We start from the raw sequence: 24,221 nt of genomic DNA on the forward strand, positions 1-24,221 counted from the left end.
TCGGATGCGCGAAGCGCCGTGGTCCGGCCGCCGCCGGTGACCCGCCCGGGTGCGGGTCGCGGGGCCCCGCCGCCGGGGGGCGCCGCGGGCCGGTCCGGGACCCCTCCCACGCGCGGTCTCACGCGCGGGGGGAGTGCGGGGTGACCGAGAGCAGGTCCCAGGCGAGGAGGCCGGCTCCCAGTGAGGCCGCCGTGTCCTTGAGCATGGCCGGTACGACCACCGGGGGCATCTGGAAGGTCAGCCGCTCGGTCACCGCCGCGCGGAGCGGGGTGAAGAGCGTGTCGCCGGCCTCGGCCAGTCCGCCGCCGACGATCACGGTGGACGGGTCGAGCAGGCTCTGGGCCAGCACGATGCCGTCGGCGAGGGCGTCGACGGCGAGCTGCCAGACCTGGACGGCGCGCTCGTCCCCGGCGTCCACGGCGTCGGCGCAGGCCGCCGCGTCGGCCTGCGGGTCGCCGCTGGCCGCGGCCCAGGCCCGGGAGACGGCGGAGGCCGACGCGAGGGTCTCCAGACACCCCCGGGCGCCGCAGCCGCAGGCGGGGCCGCCGGGGCGGACCACCACGTGGCCGATCTCGCCGCCGTAGCCGTGCGCGCCGGCCTCGATCCGTCCGCCGATGCCGATGGCGCCGGCGATGCCGGTGCCGAGCGCGATGAACAGGAAGCGGTCGACGCCGCGGCCGGCGCCGAGCCGGCCCTCGGCGAGCCCGCCGGAGCGGACGTCGTGGCCGAGGGCGACCGGCATGGCGGTGCCGTCCTTCCCGGCCAGGCGCTCGCCGAGGAGCTTGCGCAGCGGTAGGTCGCGCCAACCGAGGTTGGCGGAGAACACCGCGATCCCGTTCTTCTCGTCGAGCGTCCCCGGGACGGCGACGCCCGCGGCGAGGGGGTCGCTGCCGAATCGGCCGCGCCCCTCGTCCGCCAGGTCGGCGGCGAAGTCGAGGATGGCGGTGACCACGGCGTCCGTGCCGTGCTCCCGCCCGGTCGGTCGGCGTGCTTCGAACAGCACGGAGCCGTCCTGGGCGAGCAGCGCGGCCTTCATGCCGGTGCCGCCTACATCGAGTGCGATGACGTGCTTCACGGTGGACAGTTTCCTTGGTCAGGTCGGAGAGGTCTAGTCCAGTTGGGCTATTGGTCAGCCCCTGGACCAGTGAGATTTGTCGCTCTGCGGGCAGCTCGGGTGATTTGTGGTGAGTTGCACGGCTGCCGGCCGTGCCCCCGCGAACCTCTGTGTACCCCCGTGAGCACCGTCGAGCCCCCCGTGCCCCGCCGGTTCCCCGCGGCAGTCGGGCGGTCCGTGCGGCAGGGCAGGCCCCCAGGGCGCCGGAATGTGCGAGGCTGGCCCCGCCCGCGTGATCGCGCGCGGCGGGGACGGAGGAGGGGCAGCGGCGCGTGTCCAGGTACGAGCGGTGGAACTCACTGTTGGAGCTGCTGGCCGAGAACGGCCGGCTGGACGTCGAGGAGGCCGCCCAGGCCTTGGACGTCTCGGCCGCCACCATCCGCCGCGACCTGGACGAGCTGGCGCGCCAGCAGATGGTCACCCGGACGCGGGGCGGCGCCGTGGCGCACAACGTCTCCTACGACCTGCCGCTGCGCTACAAGACCGCCCGGCACGCCGGCGCCAAGCAGCGGATCGGCGCGGCCGCCGCCGCCCTGATCGCCCCCGGCGAGGTGGTCGGCCTGAACGGCGGGACCACCACCACCGAGGTGGCGCGCGCCCTGGCGGTGCGCCCCGAGCTGGTCGAGCGCGCGGAGGGCGCGCCGGGCCGGCTGCTGACCATCGTCACCAACGCGCTCAACATCGCCAACGAGTTGACGGTCCGTCCGCAGGTGAAGATCGTCGTCACCGGCGGGGTGGCCCGGCCGCAGTCCTACGAGCTGATCGGCCCGCTGGCGAACGCCGTCCTCGACGAACTGACCCTCGACGTCACGGTGTTGGGCGTCGACGCGGTCGACGTGGTGCACGGTGCGACGGCCCATCACGAGGGTGAGGCGAGCGTCAACCGGCTGCTGGCCGAGCGGGCCCGCCGGGTGGTCGTGGTCGCCGACTCCTCCAAGCTCGGCCGCCGGGTCTTCGCCCGGATCTGCGGGCTGGACCGGATCTCCGCCCTGGTCACCGACGCGGAGGTGGACGAGGAGCTGGCCGCGGCCTTCACCGAGGCCGGCGTGCAGGTGATCACGGCCTGAACCCCGGTGCGACGACCGTCCGAACCCCGAACGGACGGACGGGTGTTCTGTCCCGAATCACCTGATTGCCATTGCGCGTGCTGCAACGTGATCCGGCACTTCGATAACTACCTCCGTGAGGTCTGGACCTCTGGGAGTCCGCTTTGGGAGTGTTACCGCCAATCTCCCCCGAAGAAGGCGGTACATCGCGGTGAACAGGCGTGCCCACGGGTCCTTCCGGCTGATCGGTTCGGCGGTCGTCGGCGCGCTGCTGCTGACCGGCTGCGGCGGGGCCTCGGGCTCCGACGTGACACTGAAGCTGGTGGCCGCCGACTACGGCGACGACGAGGCGACCAGCTCCAGGCCGTACTGGGAGGACCTGGCCCGGCGCTTCGAGGCGGCCAACCCCAAGATCAAGGTCAAGGTCGAGGTGGTCAGCTGGAACGACATCGACAAGCGGGTCGCCGAGCTGATCAAGAGCGGCTCCTCGCCCGACCTCGTGCAGACCGGCGGCTTCGCCGACCAGGTCGCCGCCAAGCGGCTCTACCCCGCCGCCGACGTGCTCTCGATGGAGACCCAGGCCAACATCAGCGAGGGCTTCGCCCATGCCGGGCAGGTGCTCGGCACCCAGTACGGCATCCCCTTCGTCTCCTCCTCGCGGGTGTTCTTCTACAACAAGGCGATCTTCCAGAAGGCGGGCATCACCGCGCCGCCGGCCACCTGGTCCGAGCTCAAGGCGGACGCCGACAAGATCAAGGCGAAGGTGCCGGGGGTGACCCCGTACGCGCTGCCGCTCGGGCCCGAGGAGGCCCAGGGCGAATCGATGATGTGGGCGATGAGCGGCGGTGGCGCCCTCTCCGACGACGTCGGCAACTACAGCATCGACAGTCCGCAGAACCTGGCCACCTTCAGCTGGCTGCGCTCCAACCTGGTCGACTCCCACTTGACCTACCCGGACCCGGGCACGGTCGACCGCAAGACCGCCTTCAACGACTTCGCGACCGGCAAGGTGGCGATGCTGAACGGCCACCCCTCGCTGCTGGGCAAGGCCACCGCCGCCAAGGTCGACTTCGGCACGGCGGCCATCCCGCGCAAGGACGGCGTGGGGAAGACGGGCACCCTCGGGGTGGCCGACTGGATGATGGCCTTCAAGGCGAACGGGCACAAGCTGGAGATCAAGCAGCTCCTCAACTTCGTGTACTCGAAGGAGAACACGCTCGCGTTCGACGAGAAGTACAACCTGCTGCCGGTCACCCAGGACACGCTGGCGGAGATGAGCAGCAACGGGAAGCACGAGGACCTCAAGCAGTTCCTCGCGGTGCTGCCGAACGCCAGCTTCTACCCGCTCGGCGACCCCGCCTGGGAGCAGGTCAGCAGCAAGATCAAGAAGGAGATCGGGCACGCGGTCACCGGCGATGCCAAGCAGGTGCTGGGCGGGCTGCAGGAGGCGGCGGTCGCGGAGGCCAAGCGGGTCCGCTGACGGCCGGGCCCCTGATCCGGCCTGGGCCGGCCGGGCGGCGGGCCGGCCCAGGGGCGGGACGAGGTCGGGCCGTGCTCGGGACGAGAGCAGGCCAGGGGGTCAGGCCAGGGGTCGGGCCAGGGTCAGGGCGTACGCCTTGCGGAGCGTCTCGTGCACCGTCCAGGTGGTCCGGTCGCCGGCGTGCAGCACCGCGGCGTCGCCCGGGCCCACCTCCAGCGTCGGGCCGCCCTCGAAGGCGATCGTGGCCCGGCCGCTGAGCACCACGAAGAGCTCGTCGGCCTCGGTGTCGGTGACCACCCCCGGGGTGATCTGCCAGATCCCGCGCAGCTGGCGGCCTTCCTCGGACTCCCAGAGCACCTTCCCGGACACCTCGGGGGTGCCGGAGACGATCTGGGCGGGGTCGAGCGGGTCGGGTTCGAGCTCGGCGCTCGGGATGTGCACGGCGAAGCTGTCGGTCATGCCCCGACGCTAACCCGGCCGCCCCCGCCGGCGGGGGCGCCACAGTGTGTCGGACCGCCGGGGGAGAATGACACCTCGTAGGGCCCGGCGCGGGCCCGGCCGGACGGATGCGGAGGTGGCGGCGGTGGCCGAACTCGGAGCGCGCGACCTGGCCGTCCTGGCACTGGAGGCCCGCCCCTGGCGGACGGCCGGCGCCAAGGAACGGGCGATCCGCGAGGAGCTGGGCCTGTCGAGCACCCGCTACTACCAGCTGCTGAACGCCCTGCTCGACCGTCCGGAGGCGCTCGCCCGGGACCCGCTGCTGGTCAACCGGCTGCGCCGGATCCGCGAACGCAAGCGCGAGGCCCGCTGACGCAGGCGTGCGGCCCGCCGCCGACCGCCCCCGGCGGCCCGCCGGGGGAGCGCCCGCGCGCTGCGCGGTGTGCCGCGCGGGGCCCTGGGTAGGGTCGGAGCATGGCCATCACCGAGTTGCCGGAGCCGGTTACCGCTGCTGGACGCGAAGGGCTGGCGGCGCTGCTCGCCGACCCCGGCGGGGCCGTCGCGGCCTTCGACTTCGACGGGACGCTGGCGCCGATCGTCCCCGACCCGGCCGCGGCCCGGGCCCACCCCCGCGCCGCCGCCGCCCTGGCCGCCCTGGCGCCGCTGGTGGGCTCGGTGGTGGTCGTGACCGGCCGGCCGGCCGCGCTGGCGGTGGAGTACGGCGGCCTCGCGCGGGTGCCCGGGCTGGTCGTGCTCGGCCAGTACGGCGTGGAGCGCTGGGAGGCCGCCAGCGGCGAGGTGCGGGCGCCCGCGCCGCACCCGGGCGTGGCGGAGGTCCGCGCGCTGCTGCCGGGCCGGCTGGCGGAGCTGGGTGCCGGCGCCGGCACCTGGGTGGAGGACAAGGGCCGGGCGCTGGCCGTGCACACCCGCCGGGCGGACGCCCCGGAGGAGGTCCTGGAGCTGCTCCGGGAGCCGATGGCCGCGCTGGCCGCCGAGCACGGGCTGATGGTGGAGCCCGGGCGCCTCGTCCTGGAGCTGCGCCCGCCGGGCGTCGACAAGGGCGCGGCGCTCGGCGGCTTCCTGCGGGAGCGGGCCGCCCGCGGCGTCCTGTACGCGGGGGACGACCTGGGTGACCTGGCGGCCTTCGCGGCGGTGGAGAAGGGCCGTACCGAGGGCGTGCCGGGGCTGCTGGTCTGCAGCGGGGCGGTGGGCGACGCCCCCGTGCGCGACCTCGCCGACCGGGCGGACCTGGTGGTCCCCGGCCCGGCCGGCGTGGTGGGGCTGGTGGAGGCGCTGGTGCGGCGGCTGACGGACGGCCCGGAGGTCAGCCCAGCGCGGTGAGCTGGTCGAGGAACCACTGCTGCGGCGGCAGCGCGGTGGCCGCCGCGGCCAGCCGCTTGGTGCGCTCGGTGCGCTCGGCGGTGGGCATGGTGAGGGCGCTGTGCAGGGCCTCGGCGGTGGCGATCACGTCGTACGGGTTGACGGTGACGGCGTCCTCGCCGAGTTCGGCGAAGGCGCCGGCCTCCCGGGAGAGCACCAGAGCGCAGCCCGCGTCGGACACCACCGGCACCTCCTTGGCGACCAGGTTCATGCCGTCCCGGATCGGGTTGACCAGCGCCACGTCGGCCAGCCGGTAGGCCGCCAGGGACCGCGGGAAGTCGTCGTTGACGTGCAGGATCAGCGGCTGCCAGTCCTCGGTGCCGAACTCCTCGTTGATCTCGCCGGCGATCCGCTCCACCGAGGCCGTGTACGCGCGGTACTCGGCCAGGTCGGTCCGCGAGGGGTAGGCGAAGGCGACGTGGACGACCCGGTCCAGCCACTCGGGGCGGGTGCGCAGCAGGTGCCGGTAGGCCAGCAGCCCGCGGACGATGTTCTTGCTCAGCTCGGTGCGGTCCACCCGGACGATCGTGCGGCGCCCGCCCACGGCCGCCCGCAGGGCGGCCAGCCGCTCCTCGACGTCGGCCCGGTGCGAGCGCTCCCGCAGGAAGTCGGCGTCGGCGCCCAGCGCGTGCACGCCCAGCGCCGTGGTGCGGCCCGCGTGCGTGACGGTGAGCGCCTCGCGGTCGACCTCGGCGCCGAGCACGTCCGCGCAGCAGTCCGCGAAGGCGAGCGCCCAGCGGCGGGTCAGGAAGCCGGCCCGGTCGGCGCCCAGGATGCCGGTCAGCACCGCCTCGGCGACGTCGTCCGGCAGCATCCGGTAGTAGTCCGGCGGGGCCCAGGGGGTGTGCGAGAAGTGGCCGATCCGCAGGTCCGGACGGCGGGCCCGGAGCAGCGCGGGCACCAGCGACAGGTGGTAGTCCTGCACCAGCACGGCGGCGTCCGGGGCGGCCTCGGCGGCGAGCGCGTCGGCGAAGGCGGCGTTGTAGGCCTCGTAGGCCTGCCACTCGGTGCGGAAGCCCGCGTCGAAGGCGGGCTCGGTCGGGGTGGCGTACAGCAGGTGGTGGACGAACCACAGGGTGGAGTTGGCGACCCCGTTGTAGGCCCGGGCGAAGGTCTCCGGGTCGATGTCCAGCATCCGGACGGCCTGCCCGCCGACCTCGTGCCCGGCGCGGTCCAGCCGGCCGTCGGGGGCCTGCCGGGCCGCCTCCCGGTCGGCCTCGCCGAGCGCCGCGCAGACCCAGACCGCCGAGGGGTCGTCGATGGCGGAGAGCCCGGAGACCAGGCCGCCGCCGCCCCGGCGCAGGGCCAGGGTGCCGTCCTCCTGGCGGTTGAAGGACACCGGACCACGGTTGGAGGCCACCAGGACGGGGGCGCTGCCGGTCGGACTCGAACGTGCCGTCGTGAGATCGCCCATGATGGGAACCTTGCCGTGGTCCGGCACCGCCAAACTTCCTAGTACCCGCTGTGACGGCTCACATACTCCGGGACGGTGTGCATCGGCGGGCGCTCCAGCGCGCCGACCGGGTGGCTGTGCGCGGTGAAGCCCGTGCCGGTGCGGGTGAACTGGGTCAGCAGCGGGTGCACCAGGTCGGCGGAGGCCTTGAGCCGGTGGGTGCGGTCCAGCCGTTCCAGGGCGGTGCGGTAGATGGTCGCGGCCATCCGGCCGAGCGCCTGGCTGTCCTGGTGGCGGTGGTGGCGCACGCCCACGTCCACCTGGGCGAGCGCGTCCAGGCCGGCCGCCTCCAGGGCGTCCACCAGCAGCCCGAGCTCCACGCCGTAGCCGGTGGGGAACGGCAGCCGCTCCAGCAACGAGCGGCGGGCCGCGTACTCGCCGCCCAGCGGCTGGACGAAACCGGCGAGTTCCGGCCAGTGCAGGTTGAGCAGCGGGCGGGCGACCAGTTCGGTGACCCGGCCGCCGCCGACCGGGTCGATGGTGGCGTCCCCGCCCTCGCCGGCTCCCGGCAGCTCGTACGGCCGGTCGTACATCGCCTTGACCAGCTGGATGCCAGGGTCGGTCAGCAGCGGGCCGACGATGCCCGAGACGAAGGCCGGGTCGAACTCGCGCAGATCGGCGTCCACGAAGCAGACGATCTCGCCGGAGGTGGCCAGCAGCGAGCGCCAGAGCACCTCGCCCTTGCCGGGCTCGGCCGGCAGCCGGGGCAGTATCGCGTCCCGGTGCACGACCCGGGCGCCGGCCTCGGCGGCCGCCTCGGCGGTGCGGTCCGCGGAGCCGGAGTCGACCACCACCAGTTCGTCGACCAGCGGCAGACGCTCCATCAGCTCCCGGCGGATCACCGAGACGATGGCCCCGACGGTCGACTCCTCGTCCAGGGCGGGCAGCACCACGCTGATCGTCCCGGCCCGGCCGGCCGCCTCCTTGGCGGCGAGCAGGCTGTGCACCGGTCGGTCGGCCGCGCTCCAGGACCGGCGGCGCAGCCAGGACGCCACCTCCGGGAGAAGCGCGGGGGGCAGCTCGGCAGGCACGGCACACTCCTTGCTGGGGCGCCTCGGCGGCGCGGGTCGGGTGGGGCGGTCCGCTCGCTCGGGCATCTCGCGTGGCGGACGGACCGCTTGGCGGTTGACGCCTTCGGATACAGTCTTCGTACAGCGCTTAGACCTTCGCACGCCGGGGTCGCCCGCTGAGCAGGACCACAACTTCACAGAGCTCATCCAGAGGGACTGAGGGAACGGCCCGTCGACGTCCCGGCAACCTTCTCGCACGGCGGCTTCGGCGGCCCTGGCGGGACAGGTGCCAATTCCGTCCTGTGGCGCGCCCGCGTCATGGGGAAGATGAGGAGAGAGGCCTCCGCCATCATGGCTATCACCGCGAACACCGCCCCCGGCGCCGCAGACGTGACCGATTCCGTCGACCTCGGCCCCGCCACCGCACTCTCCTGTCGCGAGTGCGGCACCCGCTTCCCGCTCGGCCCGAGCTTCGCGTGCCTGGAGTGCTTCGGCCCGCTGGAGATCGCGTACGACTTCGGCTCGGCCGGCGCGGACGAGCTGCGCAAGCGGATCGAGGCCGGCCCGGCGTCGATCTGGCGCTACGCGCCGCTGCTGCCCGTCCCCGCCGACGTCGCCTCCAAGCCCAACCTGAACCCGGGCTGGACCCCGCTGGTGAAGGCCGACAACCTGGGCCGCGAGCTGGGCTTCACCGCCCAGCTGCACGTCAAGGACGACTCGGGCAACCCGACCCACTCCTTCAAGGACCGCGTGGTGGCCTGCGCCATCGAGGCGGCCCGCGCGTTCGGCTTCACCACCCTCTCCTGCTCCTCGACCGGCAACCTGGCCGGCGCGGTGGGCGCGGCGGCGGCCCGGGCCGGTTTCAAGTCCTGCGTGTTCATCCCGCACGACCTGGAGCAGGGCAAGGTCGTCATGGCCGGGGTGTACGGCGGCGAGCTGGTCGGCATCGAGGGCAACTACGACGACGTGAACCGCTTCTGCTCGGAGCTGATCGGCGACCCGGCCGGCGAGGGCTGGGGGTTCGTCAACGTCAACCTGCGGCCGTACTACGGCGAGGGCTCCAAGACCCTGGCGTACGAGATCTGCGAGCAGCTGGGCTGGCGCCTGCCGGAGCAGATCGTGATCCCGATCGCCTCGGGCTCCCAGCTCACCAAGATCGACAAGGGCCTGCAGGAACTGATCAAGCTCGGCCTGGTCGAGGACCGGCCGTACAAGATCTTCGGCGCCCAGGCGGAGGGCTGCTCCCCGGTCTCCGCCGCCTTCAAGGCCGGCCGGGACGTGATCCGCCCGGTCAAGCCGGACACCATCGCCAAGTCGCTGGCCATCGGCAACCCGGCGGACGGCCCGTACGTGCTGGACATCGCCCGCCGCACCGGCGGCGCCGTCGAGGACGTCACGGACGCCGAGGTGGTCGAGGCGATCAAGCTGCTGGCCCGCACCGAGGGCATCTTCGCGGAGACCGCCGGCGGGGTGACCATCGGCGTGCTGAAGAAGCTCGTCGAGACCGGTCAGCTGGACCCGTCGAAGGAGACCGTGGCGATCAACACCGGCGACGGCCTCAAGACCCTGGACGCGGTGGCCGATGCCGGTCTGACCGCGACCATCCGCCCGACCCTGGAGTCCTTCCGGTCGGCCGGCCTCGCGTCCGCCTGATCCCCCCCACCCCGCTAGGAGAGCGACCGCCATGAGCGCCAACGTCCGCATCCCGACCATCCTGCGCACCTACACCGGCGGCGCCGCCGAGGTGGCCGCCGAGGGCGCGACCCTCGCCGAGGTCATCGCCGACCTGGAGAAGAACCACGCCGGCATCGCCGCCCGGGTGCTCGACGACACGGGCAAGCTGCGCCGTTTCGTCAACATCTACGTGAACGACGACGACGTGCGCTTCGCCGAGGGCCTGGCGACCGAGATCAAGGACGGCGCCAGCGTCTCGATCATCCCCGCGGTGGCCGGCGGCTGCTGACCCCGACCGGCCGCGCGCCGGACCCGCCCGGGACGCCCGGGTGAGGCCCCGCACCCCCGAGCCGCCTTCACGTCCGGAATGCGATTCTCCGGTCGTGGAGGCGGCTCGCCGCACAGGGGTGGGAATTCGGCCGCCCGTGGCGGAGTAAAGTGTCCGACAGCCGATGACCGGGCCCCCTCCCCCGCCGGCGGATCTCCGCCCCCGTGGGCGTCCCGTACGACCCTGCCGGTCCGGTCGCTGAGACCGGCGCTTGTGTCGTGCCTGTGAAACATGTCAGGCAGGTGTCAGAATTCCTGCTGCGATTTGCGCAATTCGTCCGGTATGCCCGGCATGAAATGCCGAATTTCTCCGCATCCATCCTGAATCGCTCCCCCGCGGGCGCCGTGAATTCCCGGCAGCTGGGCCTGTTGCAGAGGGCGTTGATACGGATACATTCAGCCGCGGTCGACGCATTCACCCGCCCAACGGGCCACCCTCCGGTGGTCCAGGACGGGCAACTGCGGCGTGCACGGCTGCGCTCAGGGGGGGTTCCCCGGGCCGGCCTCGAAACCAGACCCGGGCCCGCGACCTGCGGGATCCGTGAAGGGCCAGCACAGCACTAGGGGAGTTCGGAATGGCTCAGGGCACCGTCAAGTGGTTCAACGCGGAGAAGGGCTACGGCTTCATCGCGGTCGACGGTGGTGCGGACGTGTTCGTCCACTACAGCGCGATCCAGATGGACGGCTACCGCACCCTCGAGGAGGGCCAGCGGGTCGAGTTCGAGATCTCCCAGGGACAGAAGGGCCCGCAGGCGGACATGGTCCGCGCGGCGGTCTGACCTTTCCGGACCCCGGAGCCTCGGCTCGGCCCACGGGCTGGTGATCCGCTTCGACCGACGGGCCCGTACGACTCACGTCGTACGGGCCCGTCGGCATGTCCGGGCCTGGTTCGGTCCTGTCCGGTCCGGGCGGGGCGATGGTGCGTACCGGAGCCGTCGGTGCCGGCCCGGCCGCGGGGGAGTGCTGCGGGAGGGGGGACGCGACCGGCCGGATCCTCGATGGGGCTTGCACTCGCCATGCCGGAGTGCTAATCATTGGCGTTAGCACTCACAGCTTGAGAGTGACAACGGACCGGGTCGGTGAGGCCCCCGGGAGCGGTAGGGGAAAGGACCCCCGCACACCAGGGCCGTCCGTCGCGGGCACCTTCCGGTCCGAGCATTCACCGCCGTCTCGGAGGACCACTTCACATGGCAAAGATCATCGCGTTTGACGAGGAAGCTCGCCGCGGCCTTGAGCGCGGGATGAACCAGCTTGCCGACGCTGTCAAGGTGACGCTCGGCCCCAAGGGCCGCAACGTCGTCCTTGAGAAGAAGTGGGGCGCCCCCACGATCACCAACGACGGTGTCTCCATCGCCAAGGAGATCGAGCTCGAGGACCCCTACGAGAAGATCGGTGCCGAGCTCGTCAAGGAGGTCGCCAAGAAGACGGACGACGTCGCGGGCGACGGCACCACCACCGCCACCGTCCTGGCCCAGGCCCTGGTCAAGGAAGGCCTGCGCAACGTTGCCGCCGGTGCCAACCCGATGGCCCTGAAGCGCGGTATCGAGAAGGCCGTCAAGGCCGTCTCCGACCAGCTGCTCGCCCAGGCCAAGGACGTGGAGACCAAGGAGCAGATCGCCTCCACCGCCTCCATCTCCGCCGCCGACACCCAGATCGGCGAGCTCATCGCCGAGGCGATGGACAAGGTCGGCAAGGAAGGCGTCATCACCGTCGAGGAGAGCAACACCTTCGGCCTTGAGCTCGAGCTCACCGAGGGCATGCGCTTCGACAAGGGCTACATCTCGGCGTACTTCGCCACCGACCTGGAGCGGATGGAGGCCTCGTTCGAGGACCCCTACATCCTGATCGCCAACTCCAAGATCGGCTCGGTCAAGGACCTCCTCCCGCTGCTGGAGAAGGTCATGCAGAGCGGCAAGCCGCTGGTCATCATCGCCGAGGACGTCGAGGGCGAGGCCCTGTCGACCCTGGTCGTGAACAAGATCCGTGGCACCTTCAAGTCCGTCGCCGTCAAGGCTCCGGGCTTCGGTGACCGCCGCAAGGCCATGCTCGGCGACATCGCCATCCTCACCGGTGGCACCGTCATCTCCGAGGAGGTCGGCCTCAAGCTGGAGAACGCCGGCGTCGACCTGCTGGGCACCGCCCGCAAGGTGGTCATCACCAAGGACGAGACCACCATCGTCGACGGTGGCGGCGACAGCGACCAGGTCGCCGGCCGGGTCAACCAGATCCGCGCCGAGATCGAGAACAGCGACTCGGACTACGACCGCGAGAAGCTCCAGGAGCGCCTCGCCAAGCTGGCCGGCGGCGTGGCCGTCATCAAGGCGGGCGCGGCCACCGAGGTGGAGCTCAAGGAGCGCAAGCACCGCATCGAGGACGCCGTCCGCAACGCGAAGGCCGCCGTCGAGGAGGGCATCGTCGCCGGTGGTGGCGTCGCGCTGCTGCAGGCCGGTGTCGCCTTCGACAAGCTGGAGCTGGAGGGCGACGAGGCCACCGGTGCCAACATCGTCCGCGTGGCGCTGGAGGCCCCGATCAAGCAGATCGCGGTCAACGCCGGCCTTGAGGGCGGTGTCGTGGTGGAGAAGGTGCGCAACCTCCCCGCCGGTCACGGCCTGAACGCCGCCACCAACGAGTACGTCGACCTCATCGCCGCGGGCATCATCGACCCGGCGAAGGTCACCCGCTCGGCGCTGCAGAACGCCGCCTCCATCGCGGCGCTCTTCCTCACCACCGAGGCCGTCATCGCCGACAAGCCCGAGAAGGCCGGTGCCCCCGCGGGCGGCGGCATGCCGGGTGGCGACATGGACTTCTGATCCTTCCGAGGGTCGGTCGGTTCTGATCGCGAGGGCGGTCCCCTTCGGGGGGCCGCCCTCGCGGCGTTCCCCCGTGCGGTCGCCGCGCCCGCCGCCGGCCGCCCGCCGCCCGGTTCCGGCGGGCGGCCGGGCGGGTGGGCCGGTACGGGACAATGGACGGATGTCCAGCCCTGAAATCGAAGCAGCCCTGCACAGCGCGAGGGCGCTGATCCTCGCCGACCTCAGCGCCCGGGACGTGGCGGACGCCGCCGTGGTCTCGCTGGTCGAGGACGCCGTCACCCACCGCCGGTGGTGGCTGGAGCAGTGGCCGGACGGCACCGGGTACGTGCTCGGGCTGGTGGCCCAGGACGTCCAGGACGCGCTGCTGGAGGCGTACGGCCGCTGGCCGCTCTGCCCGACCTGCGCGCTGGACGGCGACCCGCACGCGCTGAGCGTGGAGCCCGAGCTGGGGCCCGACCCGCACTGGGTCTGCGGCAAGGAGGCCACCGTGGTCGCGCCGGTCGGGCAGCTCGGCTGACCCCGGCGGGACGCTCTCCGGCGAAAGCCTCCCCGGCCGGGCCTGCCCGCCCCTGCCGTGCCCGGCCGCTCAGGCCTCCAGCCGTCCGAGTTCCGCCGCCAGGTTGGCCCGGGCGGCCGCGTCGAAGCGTTCCAGGGCGGCCGCGGTCCGGTAGAGCGCCGGCAGCGCGAGCAGCCCGCGCAGGACTGCCGCGCGCCCGGCCCGGAAGTCCTCGTCCGGCACGAAGGCGTACTCCTCCCGGACGGCGGCCGCGTAGGCGGCGTACGCCTCGGGCGCCCCGCCGAGGACGGCCAGGTCGGCGTCGCAGAGCACCTCGCCGTCCCGGTCGCCCGGCTCGGGGCGGTGGGTGACGGTGAGCCGGACCAGCCGGGCCACCTCGGCCACCTGCCGCTCCGGCAGCCCGGCCTCGGCGAGTGCCCGGACGGCGAGGGCCGCGCTGCGCTCCTCGTTCTCGGAGCGGTCCGGCTTGTAGACCGCGTCGTGGAACCAGGCCGCCAGCCGGACGGTGTCCGGGTCGTCGGCGTGCCCGGCGAGGTCGTCGACGCGGTCGAGCACGGCCCGCAGGTGCTCGGTGGTGTGGTACCTGCGCTGCGGCTCGGCCCAGCGCCGCAGCAGCTCGCGCCCGTAGGGCTCGGGGTCGACGCTCGCGCCGCAGCGGCGCAGCAGGGCGGACCAGCGGTCGGGGAGGGCTTCGGGCGACGGCATGGGGACATTGTGGCGCGCCGGCCGGCCGCGCCGTCGGGCGCCCCGGAGGTCCGCGCCGGGGCCCCGGCGGCCTGCTGATTCTGCTGGACAGCATATGTAGTTCACCGATATATATAGAGCCATGACAGAACGCTCCATGCAGGAGCCGACGCTGCTTCTGCTCACCGCTCTCGCCGATGCCCCCCGGCACGGCTACGCACTCATCCAGGAGATCGCCGCGATCTCCGGCGGCCGGGTCCGGATGCGCACCGGCACGCTCTACGGCGCCCTCGACCGGCTGCTCCAGCAGGGCCTGATCAGGGTCGAGAGCGAGGAGGTGGTGGACGGCCGGGCCCGCCGCACCTACGCGCTCGCCGACGCCGGCCGCACCGCGCTCGCCACCGAGGCCGACCGGCTGCGCGCGGTGGTCGCCGAGGCCGACCGCCGGCTGACCGTCATCCGTCCGAGGATCAAGGGGGCCTTCGCATGACCATCTCCGACACGGCGCTGCGGGCCGCGCTGCGGTGCTACCCCGCCGGCTACCGCGGCGAGCGCGGCGAGGAACTGGCCGCCGTCTTCGCCGACTCGACCGCGGGGGCGGGGCGCGCGGCCACCCTGCGGGAGGCCTTCGACCTGGGCGCCTACGGGCTGCGGCTGCGCACCGGGCTGACCTCCGCCGGGCTGCCCGGCCGGGCGCTGGCCACGGCCGCGCCGTTCGCGGTCGGCGCGGCGGCCGGCCACGCGGGGCTGGTCCTGCTGCTCACGGCCTTCGAGGGCCTGCCCGACCCCGGGGCCGGCGGTCGGACCTGGCTGCTGCTGGCCCTGCTCTCGGTGCTGCCGGTGGTGGCGGTGCTAGGCGTGCTGTTCGGCAGCTGGAAGCCGGCCCGGATGCTGGCGCTGCCGGCCGCCACCGTGGCGCCGGTCGTGGTGGTGCTGGGGTACTGGGCGGCCACCCGCGAGATGCCGAACCTCTCGCTGTTCGCCCGGATGTCGGCCTTCTCGGTGCCGGCCGTGCTCTGGGGGCTCAGCGTGCCGGCCGCGCCGGCGGACCTGCTGGGCCGGGTGACCGGGCGTCAGCGCCTGGTCGTCCTCGGGGCCTTCCTGTTCGGTGCGGTGCAGAGCGCGGCGCCGGGCCTGTCGCGCTTCGGGACGGCCGGCGGCGTCGCGCCGCTCCAGTTGCTGATGGTGGGGGCGGCCGTGCTGGCGTACGTCGGGGTGCGGCGCGGGCAGGTGCTGCCGCTGGCGCTGCTGCTCGCGCTGGCGCCCCCGGCGCTCGGGATCTTCGCCGTCGAGGCGGGCAACACCCTGGGTTCGACCCGGGTCCTGCTGCCGTTCGCGCTGCTGGTGGCGGCCGGGGTGGCCGTCGCGGTGCGGCTGACCGGGCCGAAGGCGCCGGAGGTGGGCGGCTCGCGGTCGGCCGCGGAGTAGGGGGCCGCCGCGGCCTCGCCCCGGCCCCGCCCCGGGCCGTCCGGGTCGCGGGTGCGCGGCGGGGGCCGGGCGCCCGCGCCGGCGGCGTGGCCGATCCCTCCGCCGTGGGGGCTCGCCGCCGGGCGGGGTGATGTGGCAGGCTACCGATATGTCTAGACCAATCTTCGAAGTCATCGCGCTGACCGCCCAGGATGCCCGGGCCGCCGAAGCCGGCGGAGCCGACCGGCTCGAACTGGTCACGGACATGGCCGCCGACGGGCTGACCCCCTCGGTGGAGGACTTCGCCGAGATCCGCGCCGCCGTGGACCTCCCGCTGCGGGTCATGCTGCGGATCCAGGACGGCTTCGCGCCCGGCGGTGTGGACGAGCTGCTGGCCCGCGCCGCCGAACTGCGGGCCGAAGGGGCGGACGAGTTCGTGCTCGGCTTCCTGGACGCCGACGGCGCCGTCGACCTGGCCGCCACCCGAGCGGTGGCGGAGGCCGTCGCGGGCTGCCGCTGGACCTTCCACCGGGCGCTCGACCACAGCGCGGACCGGGCCGCCGTCAGGACGGCCGTCGGCGCCCTGCCGGGCCTGGACACCTTCCTCACGTCCGGCGCGCCCGCCGGGGTCGACGCGGGCCGGGAGGTCATCACCGCCGAACTCGCCCGGGCCGGGGAGCCCGGCTACGGGCAGCGGATCCTGATCGGCGGCGGCCTGCGCGCCGAGCACGTGCCCGGCCTGCGGGCGGCCGGCTTCGACGCGTTCCACGTCGGCGGCGCCGTCCGGGTCGGCGGCTGGGACTCCCCGGTGGACCGGGCCAAGGTCGCCGAGTGGCGGGCCCTGATCGACGCCCCGGCCCTGATCGGGGCCTGAGAGCCGATCGACGAACGAACAGCGCCCGCGTCCCCGTACGCAGGCAGGGCCCGGCGCCACCGGGGAGGGGCGGCCGGCACGTCGGCCGCCCCTCCCCGGCGTCAGCCCACCGAGGCCGGCACGGCCGCCAGCTGCTCCGGCAGCGGCTGCGCGTGCAGCACCTTCAGGCCGGAGACGGCGCGGGTCAGCGCCACGTACAGCCGCCGCAGGCCGGTCCGCTCGTCCGGCTCGCCGGCCACCACCGCGGCGGGCTCGTCCAGCACCACGTAGTCGTACTCCAGGCCCTTGGCCAGCGAGGCGGGGACGAGCGTCAGCCGGGCCTGCGAGGTGGTCTCGGTGCCGGGGGTCAGGTGGCTCAGACCGGCCGCGTCCAGTGCCCCGGCCAGCGCCGGGATCCGGGCGTCGGCCGCGATCAGGCCGGTCGAGCCCTCGTGGGCGAGCGCCTCGCGGCAGGCCGCGACCACGGCGGCGTCGAGGCCGTCCTCGACCCGGTCCACCGTCAGCGAGCCGGGCGCGTCACGCACCGAGGTGGCCGGCGCCAGGCCCGGCGCGATCGCGGGCAGCAGCCGGGAGGCGTACGCGATCACCTCCTCCGGGACGCGGAAGCCCTTGGTGAGCTCCTCGACGTGGGCCCCGGGCTTGCCGAGGTGGTGCAGGGCCTGCGCCCAGTCGGCGGTGGCCCACGGGGTGGTGCCCTGGGCGAGGTCGCCGAGGACGGTGGCCGAGCCGGTGCTGCAGCGGCGCCCGACCGCCCGGTACTGCATGGGGGAGAGGTCCTGGGCCTCGTCGAGCACGACGTGGCCGAGCGAGGCGGTGCGCTGCACCAGGTCGGTCGCCTCGTCGATCAGGACGGCGTCGGCGGGCGTCCAGGGGGCGGTCCTCACCGAACGGCCGGGCTTGGCCCGGAGCACCGCGCGCTGCTCCTCCTCGTCCAGGACGCCGTCGGCGCAGGCGGCCAGGAACTCCGGCTCGTTGAGCAGCCGGTGCACCAGCTTGGCCGGGTCCACCGGCGGCCAGCAGGCCTTCACCACGGCCTTGACCTGGGCGTTCCTGGCCACGGCGTCCTGCACCCGGTCGTCGGGGGCCTCGCCGCCCTGCTCCATCTTCAGCAGCACGGCGTGCGCGATCCGCTGCGGCAGCGCCTCCCGGGCGGCCCCGTACCGGATGTCGCGGGCCTTCAGCTCCTCGACGATCTCGGTGAGCTCGTGCACCGGCACCCGCCAGCGGCGCGAGCCGCGCACCACCACGCAGGGCTCGGTGGGCAGCGCGATCCCGGCGCGGACGGCCCGGCGCAGCACCTCGGCCATCCGGGCGTCGCCCTTCAGTCCGGCCGCCTCGGGGTCGTCCTCGGCGCGCACCTCCACGTGCGCCACCAGTTGCTGCACGGTGGACTGCGCCACCGCCAGCTCGCCGAGGGCCGGGAGCACCTGCTCGATGTAGGAGAGGAAGGCGTCGTTGGGGCCGATCACCAGGGTGCCGGTGCGGGCCAGCCGCTCGCGGTGCGCGTACAGCAGGTAGGCGACCCGGTGCAGGCCGACGGCGGTCTTCCCGGTGCCGGGGGCGCCCTGGACGCAGACGGTGCCGCCCACGTCGGCGCGGACGATCTCGTCCTGCTCGGGCTGGATGGTGGCGACGATGTCGCGCATCGGTCCGACACGCGGCTTCTCGATCTCGGCGGCCAGCAGCGCCGAGGCGGCGTCGGTCTCGGCCGGGTCGGTCAGGTGCTCGTCCTCGTACGCGGTCAGCTCGCCGCCGGTGTAGCCGAAGCGGCGGCGGCGCTCGACGTCCTGCGGGTCGGTGCGGCTGGCCCGGTAGAAGGGCTGCGAGACGGGCGCCCGCCAGTCGATCACCATCGGGTCGCCGGCCGCGTCGTGCACGTGCCGGCGGCCGATGTAGAAGCTCTCCCCGGTGGCGCCCTCGGCCAGCTCTTCGCTGATCGCGTGCAGGTAGTCCAGCCGGCCGAAGAACAGCGGGGTGTGCGCGAGGTCGGCCAGCGCGGCGATCCTGGCCTCGATCTGCTTGTTCAGCACGATGGCGGTGACCCAGGTGCCGGTCACGTCGGTGGTGTCCAGCGATTCGACGTCCTCGCGCATCACGCGCAGGGCGGCGCGGGAGGCGGCGAGGTGGTCGCGTTCGCGCTGGAGGGGGTCGGTGGAGGAGGTGGCGGGCACAGCGGACCTTCCCGGCTGACCCGTAGGGGGACAGCGGACTCGTGAAGCGCACGTGTGGGGGACAGCCGGCCGGTTACCAAGCGGCGGGCGCCTCCCCCGGCTGCCTGCGCGAGTCGGCGGGCACCACGGTTCGGGAGGGGGCAGACGAAGAATCCTAGACCCGTCCGCCTCAGGGTGCTAACCGAATGAACCCGGGTCGTCCCTGAGATCCCCGTACACCTGGAGGACGACCGAACTCCTGCCCGGGAGGGCCTTTCGGGTGATGCGCCGGGGGTGTCCGAAAACCTACCGTTGATGGCATGAGCACCGTTCACGGAACGGCGCCCCGGGCAGCGGCCAAGGCCCCCCGGGCGCGCACACCCAGAGGCAACAGGACCACGCCCGGCGGCGCCACGGCGGCCGGGCCCGGCCGCCGCCGCAACCCGCTGGCGCGGGCCGTGCGCAACGTCGGCATCGCGCTCGACACCGTCGCCCGGGTGACGCTGCTGGGCCGCGACGGCGTCCGGTACTGAACCCCGCCCGGCGGCGCCCCCGGGCCGCCCTGGACCGGCGACCTGGACCGGCGACCTGGACCGGCGACCTGGACCGGCGACCTGAACCGCCGGCCGGGCAAGCCGACGGCCAGGGCACGTCGTCCGTCGGTCAGAGCACGTCGTCCGCGTCGATGATCCGGTACGCGTAGCCCTGCTCGGCCAGGAACCGCTGCCGGTGGGCGGCGAAGTCCTGGTCCACGGTGTCCCTGGCCACCACCGAGTAGAAGTGCGCCGAGTGCCCGTCCGCCTTCGGCCGCAGGACGCGCCCGAGCCGCTGGGCCTCCTCCTGGCGGGAACCGAAGGTCCCGGAGACCTGGATGGCGACCGTCGCCTCCGGCAGGTCGATCGAGAAGTTGGCGACCTTGGAGACCACCAGGACGCTGATCTCCTTGGTCCGGAACGCCTCGAAGAGCTTCTCCCGCTGGGCGTTGCTGGTCTCGCCCTTGATGACCGGGGCGTTCAGCACCTCGCCCAGCTCGTCCAGCTGGTCGATGTACTGGCCGATGATCAGCGTCTGGTCCTTCTCGTGCTTCTTGACCAGGGCCTCCACCACCCGCCGCTTGGTCGCGGTGGTGGCGCAGAACCGGTAGCGCTCCTCCGGCTCGGCGGTGGCGTAGGACAGCCGCTCGGAGTCGGTCAGCGTGACCCGGACCTCGCAGCAGTCGGCGGGCGCGATGTAGCCCTGCGCCTCGATCTCCTTCCACGGCGCGTCGAACCGCTTCGGGCCGATCAGCGAGAACACGTCGCCCTCACGGCCGTCCTCGCGCACCAGGGTCGCGGTCAGGCCGAGCCGGCGGCGGGCCTGCAGGTCCGCGGTGAACTTGAAGACCGGCGCGGGCAGCAGGTGCACCTCGTCGTAGACCACCAGGCCCCAGTTGCGGGCGTCGAACAGCTCCAGGTGCGCGTAGGTGCCCTTCCGCTTGGTCGTCATCACCTGGTAGGTGGCGATGGTGACCGGGCGGATCTCCTTGCGGGTGCCGCTGTACTCGCCGATCTCGTCCTCGGTCAGCGTGGTCCGCTTGACCAGCTCGTGCTTCCACTGGCGGGCCGAGACGGTGTTGGTGACCAGGATCAGCGTGGTCGACTTGGCCTCGGCCATCGCCGCCGCGCCCACCAGCGTCTTGCCGGCGCCGCAGGGAAGCACGACCACGCCGGAGCCGCCGTGCCAGAAGCCCTCGACGGCCTGCTGCTGGTACGGGCGCAGCGTCCAGCCGTCCTGCTCCAGCTCGATCGGGTGCGCCTCGCCGTCCACGTACCCGGCGAAGTCCTCGGCCGGCCAGCCGAGCTTGAGCAGCACCTGCTTGATCTGGCCGCGCTCGGAGGGGTGCACCACCACGGTGTCCGGGTCGACCCGGGCGCCGACCAGCGGGATGATCTTCTTCGAGCGCAGCACCTCCTCCAGCACCGGGCGGTCGGTGGTGGTGAGCACCAGGCCGTGGGTGGGGTGCTTGCTGAGCTTCAGCCGCCCGTAGCGGGCCATGGTGTCGGCGATGTCCACCAGCAGGGCGTGCGGGACGGGGTAGCGCGAGTAGTTCACCAGGGCGTCGACGACCTGCTCGGCGTCGTGCCCGGCGGCGCGCGCGTTCCACAGGCCGAGCGGGGTGACCCGGTAGGTGTGGACGTGCTCGGGTGCGCGCTCCAGCTCCGCGAAGGGGGCGATCACCCGGCGGCAGTCGGCGGCCTTGGGGTGGTCGATCTCCAGCAGGAGCGTCTTGTCACTTTGTACGATCAGCGGGCCGTCGTTCACCTTGAGCAGTCCTCCATGGGGTCCGGCGCAGACCCTCCAGTGTCGCGCACTCCGGTGAATGCCCGCGGCGCCGGTGACCTCCGACCCGTCGAGGTCGTTGGGCAGCGCATGAACACGTCCAAGCGCGCCCTCCTCGCCCTCACCCTCGCCGGTGCCGCCCTCTCCGCCGCCGCCGGCTCCGCCCACGCCGTGGACGACCAGCAGGCCGCCGAGCTGAGCAAGTCGGCCGTGCCGGACGTCAGCAAGGCCGGCGGCCCGGTCGGCCAGGTCGGCGCCGGCGCCGCGCTCACGATGGCCGGGCTGCTCGGCGGCATGCCGGTCGGCCCCGACTCGATCGGCAAGCTGGCCGACGGCGCGACGAAGGCGAAGGGCTGACCGGCCCGGCCGGATCAGGGCCCGTCCCACCGGGACGGGCCGGGGGTCACTCCCAGGACTTCACTTCCACTCCCAGAACTTCGCGGCGCCCTTCCCGCTGCCGTCGGTGTCGTACTCGAACAGGCCGACCGCGGAGTTGAGCCGGGCGAACCGCTCCGACGAGGTGTCGAAGAAGATCGCGCCCCGCCAGCTCATCGCGCCCGGCGCGGTGCCGGTGAACCGGCCGATGCCGTTGCCGTGCCAGACCACCACGTCGCCGTCCGCGGTCATGGTCACGCCCTGGCCCTCACCGACCAGGACGCCGTTGGCGTCCATCGTGGACTCGTAGGTCGCGATCTCGGTGGTCGCGACGCCCAGGAGCTCCCCTTCGGCCTCGTACGAGACCTCGACATCGCCGCCGGGGAGCACCCGCTTCGCGGTCTCCCGGCTGTGCACCTCGCCCAATTGGTCGCCGAGCATGATGACTCCCTTCCCGGATCCCCCCGGTACCCCGTCCTTCCGGACTACGCCGGGGCGGGGGCGGCGTCAACCGGGGGAGACTCCGGGCGGTCCGGGGGACGCGGGGCGGCCGGGCTCAGGCGGTGTCCTCCAGCTCGGCGACGCCGGTGATCCGGTGCAGCGCGAAGGTGCGCAGCTCGTCCGAGTGGTGGTCGAAGGCCGTGACGAAGCCGCCCTCCACCTTCACCGGGTCGATCACCCGCTGCGAGGCCAGGCCCTCGGCGTTGATGTAGCCGATCCACATCCGCTCGCCGAGCAGGACCGCCGTCTGCAGCGCGGCCAGCGTGTCCGCCGCCTGCGAGCGGGGCAGCCGACGGGTGTCGGTGCGGGCCGGGCCGTCCTGGTGCGGCGTGGTGGCCGGGCCGGTGACGGTCTCCCGGCGGACGGCGGTGGCCGCCCGGTCGCCGGCCCGGACGGCCTTGACCGCCGCACCGAGCAGTGCGTCGTCCGGGACGGGCGGGCCGTCCGGCACGGGGGTGGGCGCGGTGCGCGGCGGGGTGCGGTGACTGCCCGGCCGGGTGATCAGCACATCGCCCTCGGCCGACTCGGCGGCCGGCGCGTAACCCATCTGGCGCAGGGCGCTCAGCAGCGCCTCGGGGCCGGCCTGGGCGGCCAGCACGGTGGGCGCCAGCAGCCGCAGCCGCAGGTCGGCGGAGCGGCGGTCGGCCAGCACCTCGGCGAGCAGCGCCGGGTCGTCGCAGCGCAGGTACGAGGAGGCGGCGCCGACCCGCAGCACGCCGTGCCGGCGGGCCACGTCGTCGACCAGGTAGCTGAGCGGCTGCGGGACCGGGGTGCGGGAGTGCTGCTCCAGGAAGGCGTGCAGGTCGGCGGCGCTGCGCCCGGCGTCCAGGGCCCGCCGGACGGACTCGGCGGTGAAGCGGTACACCGTCGCGCCGCCCTTGGACTCCACGTCGGCGCAGAGCGCGAGGGCCTGGGCCAGCGGGGCGAGCAGCGGGCCCGGGGCGATGGCGGTGAGGTCGGGCTGGAGGATCACGTGGTCCAGCGGGCGGGGGAGCAGCGGGGCCAGCACGGCGGCCGCGTCCCGGCCCTCCAGCAGGGCGCGGGCCTGCGAGGACAGGGCGCCGCGGCCGGTCACGCCGAGCTGCTCGGCCTCGGTGAGGGTCCAGTCGGTGAGTTCGTCGCGCAGGTCGCGGCCCTCGGCGGTGGCCGGGCCGCCGCGCAGCGGGCGGTGCCAGCGCATGGCGGGGAGCAGGCCCTCGGCGGTGGAGGTGGAGCCCGGCGGCAGGCCGGCCAGCGCGGTGAGGGCGGCGCGGCGCACGGTCGGCGCCAGCGTGCGGTCGAGTTCGGGGCCGAGCGCGGCCCGGGCCTTGCCCTTGCCGTCCGGGGTGCCGGTGAGGGCGGCGACCCGGGTGCCGGCGAGCCAGGTGCGGGCGAGCAGGGCCCAGCGCTCGGCGGTGGGCTGCTGGAGCCAGGTGTCGTAGGCGGGGGTCGGGGCCCAGCGCTCGTCGGCCTCGCCGTCGGGGGCCAGCAGCCCGGCGCCGTAGGCGAGTTCCAGCCAGAACGCGGTGACCGGCTCGCTGCTGTCGAGGGCCTGGGCGGCGCGCTTGAGGTCGCGGACGCCGACGCCGCCGGCCCGCAGGGTGGCGGGCGGCTGCAGGCCCCAGAGGTCCAGCAGCTCCTCGACGGTGGTCACGGCGGTGTGGGCCTGGCCGGCCGCCGCGCTGTCCACAGCCTGTGGATCGCGGACGGCGGGCCCCGCGACCGCCGCCGGCGGGACGGGCTCCACGCTGCGGTGGCTGCGGCCTCCGCGCAGGTGCAGGGCCAGCTCGCGGGGCAGCACCACGCTGCCGGGCGAGGAGGGCAGCAGCAGACCGCGGGCGATCAGCCACTCCACCGGACTGCGGGCGTCCTCGGCGGTGACCGGCCGGGTGGCGTCCGGGACGGTGCCGTTGGGCGGCCCCCAGACCAGCCGGTCCAGCAGTCGCAGCGAGGCCTCCGGCGCCTGGTCGAGCAGCGCGGCGCAGCGCTTGCGGTCGGCCAGCAGGGCGGCCAGCGCAGCCACGGCGGTGACCGGGTCGGGGGTCGGCGGCAGTCCGGCCGAGGCCAGCAGCTGTTGGAGCCGGGCCGGCGACATCCCGACGGTGGCCTCGGCGAGGGTCGGCCCGAGGCCCGTCCGGCCGGGGTTGGCGGCGCTGGGCGCGAGCGCCTCGCGGGCCGCGATCACCAGGTGCAGCGCGGTGTCCGGGCCCCAGAGCAGGGCCCGCTCGCGCAGGGTGGCCAGGGCGCCGGGGAGGGCTTCGGTGACGGCGGCGCGCTCGGCCGGCCCGAGCGGGGTGGCGCCGGGGTGGGGCTTGACCCGGGCCGGGCCGGTGAGCAGGTTCCGTACGGCGGTCAGCGGGCTGCCGTCGGGGAGGGCGGCCAAGGCCTCGGCGGCCTGCAGGGTGAAGCGGTCCAGCCGCTCCAGGGCGCGCAGGGCGGAGGCCCGGGAGGAGAGCCGGGCGGCGAGCTGGGTGAGGTCGCCGGGCACCGGGTTGAGCAGGTCGGGACGGGACCGGAGCAGGGCGGCCAGGGCCGCGTCGGGCCGGCTGCGGAGCTCCTCCGCGAGGGTGCGCGGGCCTGCGGCGGCGGCTCCGGGGCGTTGCTCGCCCTGCTGTGCGGTCATCCGGCCTAGGTTAGTCGGGTTCGGGCGGGGGTGGCGGCGTCGGGAGCCCCGGGGTCCTGG

The 24,221-nt window shown here is 74.1% G+C and carries 23 protein-coding genes and 1 riboswitch; of the genes, 14 read left to right on the top strand and 9 right to left on the bottom strand.

The window, feature by feature from the left end; all coding sequences use genetic code 11:
- Positions 1-118: 118 nt before the first annotated feature.
- Positions 119-1,075 carry an ROK family protein gene (locus J2S46_RS23045; protein WP_191290592.1) on the bottom strand — a complete coding sequence of 319 codons (957 nt, stop codon included), beginning with the start codon at positions 1,073-1,075 and terminating at the stop codon, positions 119-121.
- 311 nt (positions 1,076-1,386) lie between these two features.
- Between J2S46_RS23045 and J2S46_RS23050 the strand changes: the two genes are divergently transcribed.
- Together J2S46_RS23050 and J2S46_RS23055 are read left to right on the top strand one after the other, a co-directional pair.
- Complete coding sequence (locus tag J2S46_RS23050) at positions 1,387-2,181, top strand: DeoR/GlpR family DNA-binding transcription regulator (RefSeq protein WP_191290593.1); 795 nt, start codon at positions 1,387-1,389, stop codon at positions 2,179-2,181.
- A gap of 190 nt (positions 2,182-2,371) precedes the next feature.
- Positions 2,372-3,640, top strand: coding sequence for an extracellular solute-binding protein (locus J2S46_RS23055; protein ID WP_191290594.1), 1,269 nt, complete (start codon positions 2,372-2,374; stop codon positions 3,638-3,640).
- Between the two features lie 99 nt (positions 3,641-3,739).
- On the opposite strand, the gene J2S46_RS23060 is transcribed toward J2S46_RS23055, so the two are convergent.
- Positions 3,740-4,099: a cupin domain-containing protein gene (locus J2S46_RS23060; RefSeq protein ID WP_191290595.1), complete on the bottom strand. Its 360-nt coding sequence runs from the start codon at positions 4,097-4,099 to the stop codon at positions 3,740-3,742.
- Between the two features lie 124 nt (positions 4,100-4,223).
- Here J2S46_RS23060 and J2S46_RS23065 point away from each other — a divergent pair, with 124 nt between their 5' ends.
- Together J2S46_RS23065 and otsB are read left to right on the top strand one after the other, a co-directional pair.
- Positions 4,224-4,451, top strand: a complete 228-nt coding sequence (locus tag J2S46_RS23065; RefSeq protein ID WP_073924125.1) for a DUF3263 domain-containing protein — start codon at positions 4,224-4,226, stop codon at positions 4,449-4,451.
- A gap of 101 nt (positions 4,452-4,552) precedes the next feature.
- Positions 4,553-5,419, top strand: a complete 867-nt coding sequence (otsB, locus tag J2S46_RS23070) for a trehalose-phosphatase (RefSeq protein ID WP_191290596.1) — start codon at positions 4,553-4,555, stop codon at positions 5,417-5,419.
- Here otsB and J2S46_RS23075 read toward each other — a convergent pair.
- Both J2S46_RS23075 and J2S46_RS23080 read right to left on the bottom strand, forming a co-directional pair.
- Positions 5,403-6,872 (bottom strand): alpha,alpha-trehalose-phosphate synthase (UDP-forming), encoded by a 1,470-nt coding sequence (locus J2S46_RS23075; protein WP_191290597.1) that lies wholly within the window; start codon positions 6,870-6,872, stop codon positions 5,403-5,405. The two genes, otsB and J2S46_RS23075, sit on opposite strands and share 17 nt — an antisense overlap.
- Before the next feature lie 38 nt (positions 6,873-6,910).
- Positions 6,911-7,942 (bottom strand): glucosyl-3-phosphoglycerate synthase, encoded by a 1,032-nt coding sequence (locus tag J2S46_RS23080; protein WP_229912810.1) that lies wholly within the window; start codon positions 7,940-7,942, stop codon positions 6,911-6,913.
- A 179-nt stretch (positions 7,943-8,121) separates the two neighbouring features.
- A riboswitch (SAM riboswitch) is annotated at positions 8,122-8,255 on the top strand.
- Positions 8,256-8,272: 17 nt separating this feature from the next.
- On the opposite strand from J2S46_RS23080, the gene thrC reads away from it, so the two are divergent.
- From thrC to J2S46_RS23105, 5 genes are all read left to right on the top strand, one after another.
- Positions 8,273-9,574: a threonine synthase gene (gene thrC / locus J2S46_RS23085; RefSeq protein ID WP_191290599.1), complete on the top strand. Its 1,302-nt coding sequence runs from the start codon at positions 8,273-8,275 to the stop codon at positions 9,572-9,574.
- Between the two features lie 31 nt (positions 9,575-9,605).
- Positions 9,606-9,884: a MoaD/ThiS family protein gene (locus tag J2S46_RS23090; RefSeq protein ID WP_073924017.1), complete on the top strand. Its 279-nt coding sequence runs from the start codon at positions 9,606-9,608 to the stop codon at positions 9,882-9,884.
- A 613-nt stretch (positions 9,885-10,497) separates the two neighbouring features.
- Positions 10,498-10,701, top strand: a complete 204-nt coding sequence (locus J2S46_RS23095) for a cold-shock protein (protein ID WP_030289665.1) — start codon at positions 10,498-10,500, stop codon at positions 10,699-10,701.
- A 408-nt stretch (positions 10,702-11,109) separates the two neighbouring features.
- Entirely contained in the window at positions 11,110-12,732 is a 1,623-nt protein-coding gene (gene groL / locus J2S46_RS23100; protein WP_073924018.1) for a chaperonin GroEL, read from the top strand.
- Positions 12,733-12,892: 160 nt separating this feature from the next.
- Positions 12,893-13,249, top strand: coding sequence for a DUF8819 family protein (locus tag J2S46_RS23105; protein ID WP_191290600.1), 357 nt, complete (start codon positions 12,893-12,895; stop codon positions 13,247-13,249).
- Between the two features lie 69 nt (positions 13,250-13,318).
- On the opposite strand, the gene J2S46_RS23110 is transcribed toward J2S46_RS23105, so the two are convergent.
- Positions 13,319-13,954, bottom strand: coding sequence for an HD domain-containing protein (locus tag J2S46_RS23110; RefSeq protein ID WP_191290601.1), 636 nt, complete (start codon positions 13,952-13,954; stop codon positions 13,319-13,321).
- Between the two features lie 121 nt (positions 13,955-14,075).
- Here J2S46_RS23110 and J2S46_RS23115 point away from each other — a divergent pair, with 121 nt between their 5' ends.
- The 3 genes from J2S46_RS23115 (at position 14,076) to J2S46_RS23125 (ending at position 16,214) form a co-directional block, all read left to right on the top strand.
- Positions 14,076-14,423 carry a PadR family transcriptional regulator gene (locus tag J2S46_RS23115; protein WP_191290602.1) on the top strand — a complete coding sequence of 116 codons (348 nt, stop codon included), beginning with the start codon at positions 14,076-14,078 and terminating at the stop codon, positions 14,421-14,423.
- The gene (locus tag J2S46_RS23120) at positions 14,420-15,361 is read left to right on the top strand and encodes a hypothetical protein (RefSeq protein WP_191290603.1); all 942 of its coding nucleotides are present in this window, start codon (positions 14,420-14,422) and stop codon (positions 15,359-15,361) included. The genes J2S46_RS23115 and J2S46_RS23120 overlap by 4 nt, the downstream gene beginning before the upstream one ends.
- 148 nt (positions 15,362-15,509) lie before the next feature.
- On the top strand, positions 15,510-16,214 hold the full coding sequence (locus J2S46_RS23125; protein ID WP_191290604.1) for a copper homeostasis protein CutC: 705 nt from the start codon (positions 15,510-15,512) through the stop codon (positions 16,212-16,214).
- 101 nt (positions 16,215-16,315) lie between these two features.
- Here J2S46_RS23125 and J2S46_RS23130 read toward each other — a convergent pair whose 3' ends face one another.
- Positions 16,316-18,385 carry a HelD family protein gene (locus J2S46_RS23130; protein WP_191290605.1) on the bottom strand — a complete coding sequence of 690 codons (2,070 nt, stop codon included), beginning with the start codon at positions 18,383-18,385 and terminating at the stop codon, positions 16,316-16,318.
- 299 nt (positions 18,386-18,684) lie between these two features.
- On the opposite strand from J2S46_RS23130, the gene J2S46_RS23135 reads away from it, so the two are divergent.
- Entirely contained in the window at positions 18,685-18,897 is a 213-nt protein-coding gene (locus J2S46_RS23135) for a hypothetical protein (RefSeq protein ID WP_191290606.1), read from the top strand.
- Between the two features lie 130 nt (positions 18,898-19,027).
- Here the strand turns inward: J2S46_RS23135 and J2S46_RS23140 are convergent, their stop codons facing one another.
- Positions 19,028-20,665, bottom strand: a complete 1,638-nt coding sequence (locus tag J2S46_RS23140) for a DNA repair helicase XPB (protein WP_191290607.1) — start codon at positions 20,663-20,665, stop codon at positions 19,028-19,030.
- A gap of 108 nt (positions 20,666-20,773) precedes the next feature.
- Here J2S46_RS23140 and J2S46_RS23145 point away from each other — a divergent pair, with 108 nt between their 5' ends.
- Entirely contained in the window at positions 20,774-21,040 is a 267-nt protein-coding gene (locus J2S46_RS23145; RefSeq protein ID WP_191290608.1) for a hypothetical protein, read from the top strand.
- A gap of 60 nt (positions 21,041-21,100) precedes the next feature.
- Here J2S46_RS23145 and J2S46_RS23150 read toward each other — a convergent pair whose 3' ends face one another.
- Positions 21,101-21,499, bottom strand: coding sequence for a hypothetical protein (locus tag J2S46_RS23150; protein WP_191290609.1), 399 nt, complete (start codon positions 21,497-21,499; stop codon positions 21,101-21,103).
- A 115-nt stretch (positions 21,500-21,614) separates the two neighbouring features.
- On the bottom strand, positions 21,615-24,161 hold the full coding sequence (locus J2S46_RS23155; protein WP_191290610.1) for a helicase C-terminal domain-containing protein: 2,547 nt from the start codon (positions 24,159-24,161) through the stop codon (positions 21,615-21,617).
- Positions 24,162-24,221: the final 60 nt, after the last annotated feature.

Source organism: Kitasatospora herbaricolor (assembly GCF_030813695.1).
GTDB lineage: Bacteria > Actinomycetota > Actinomycetes > Streptomycetales > Streptomycetaceae > Kitasatospora > Kitasatospora herbaricolor.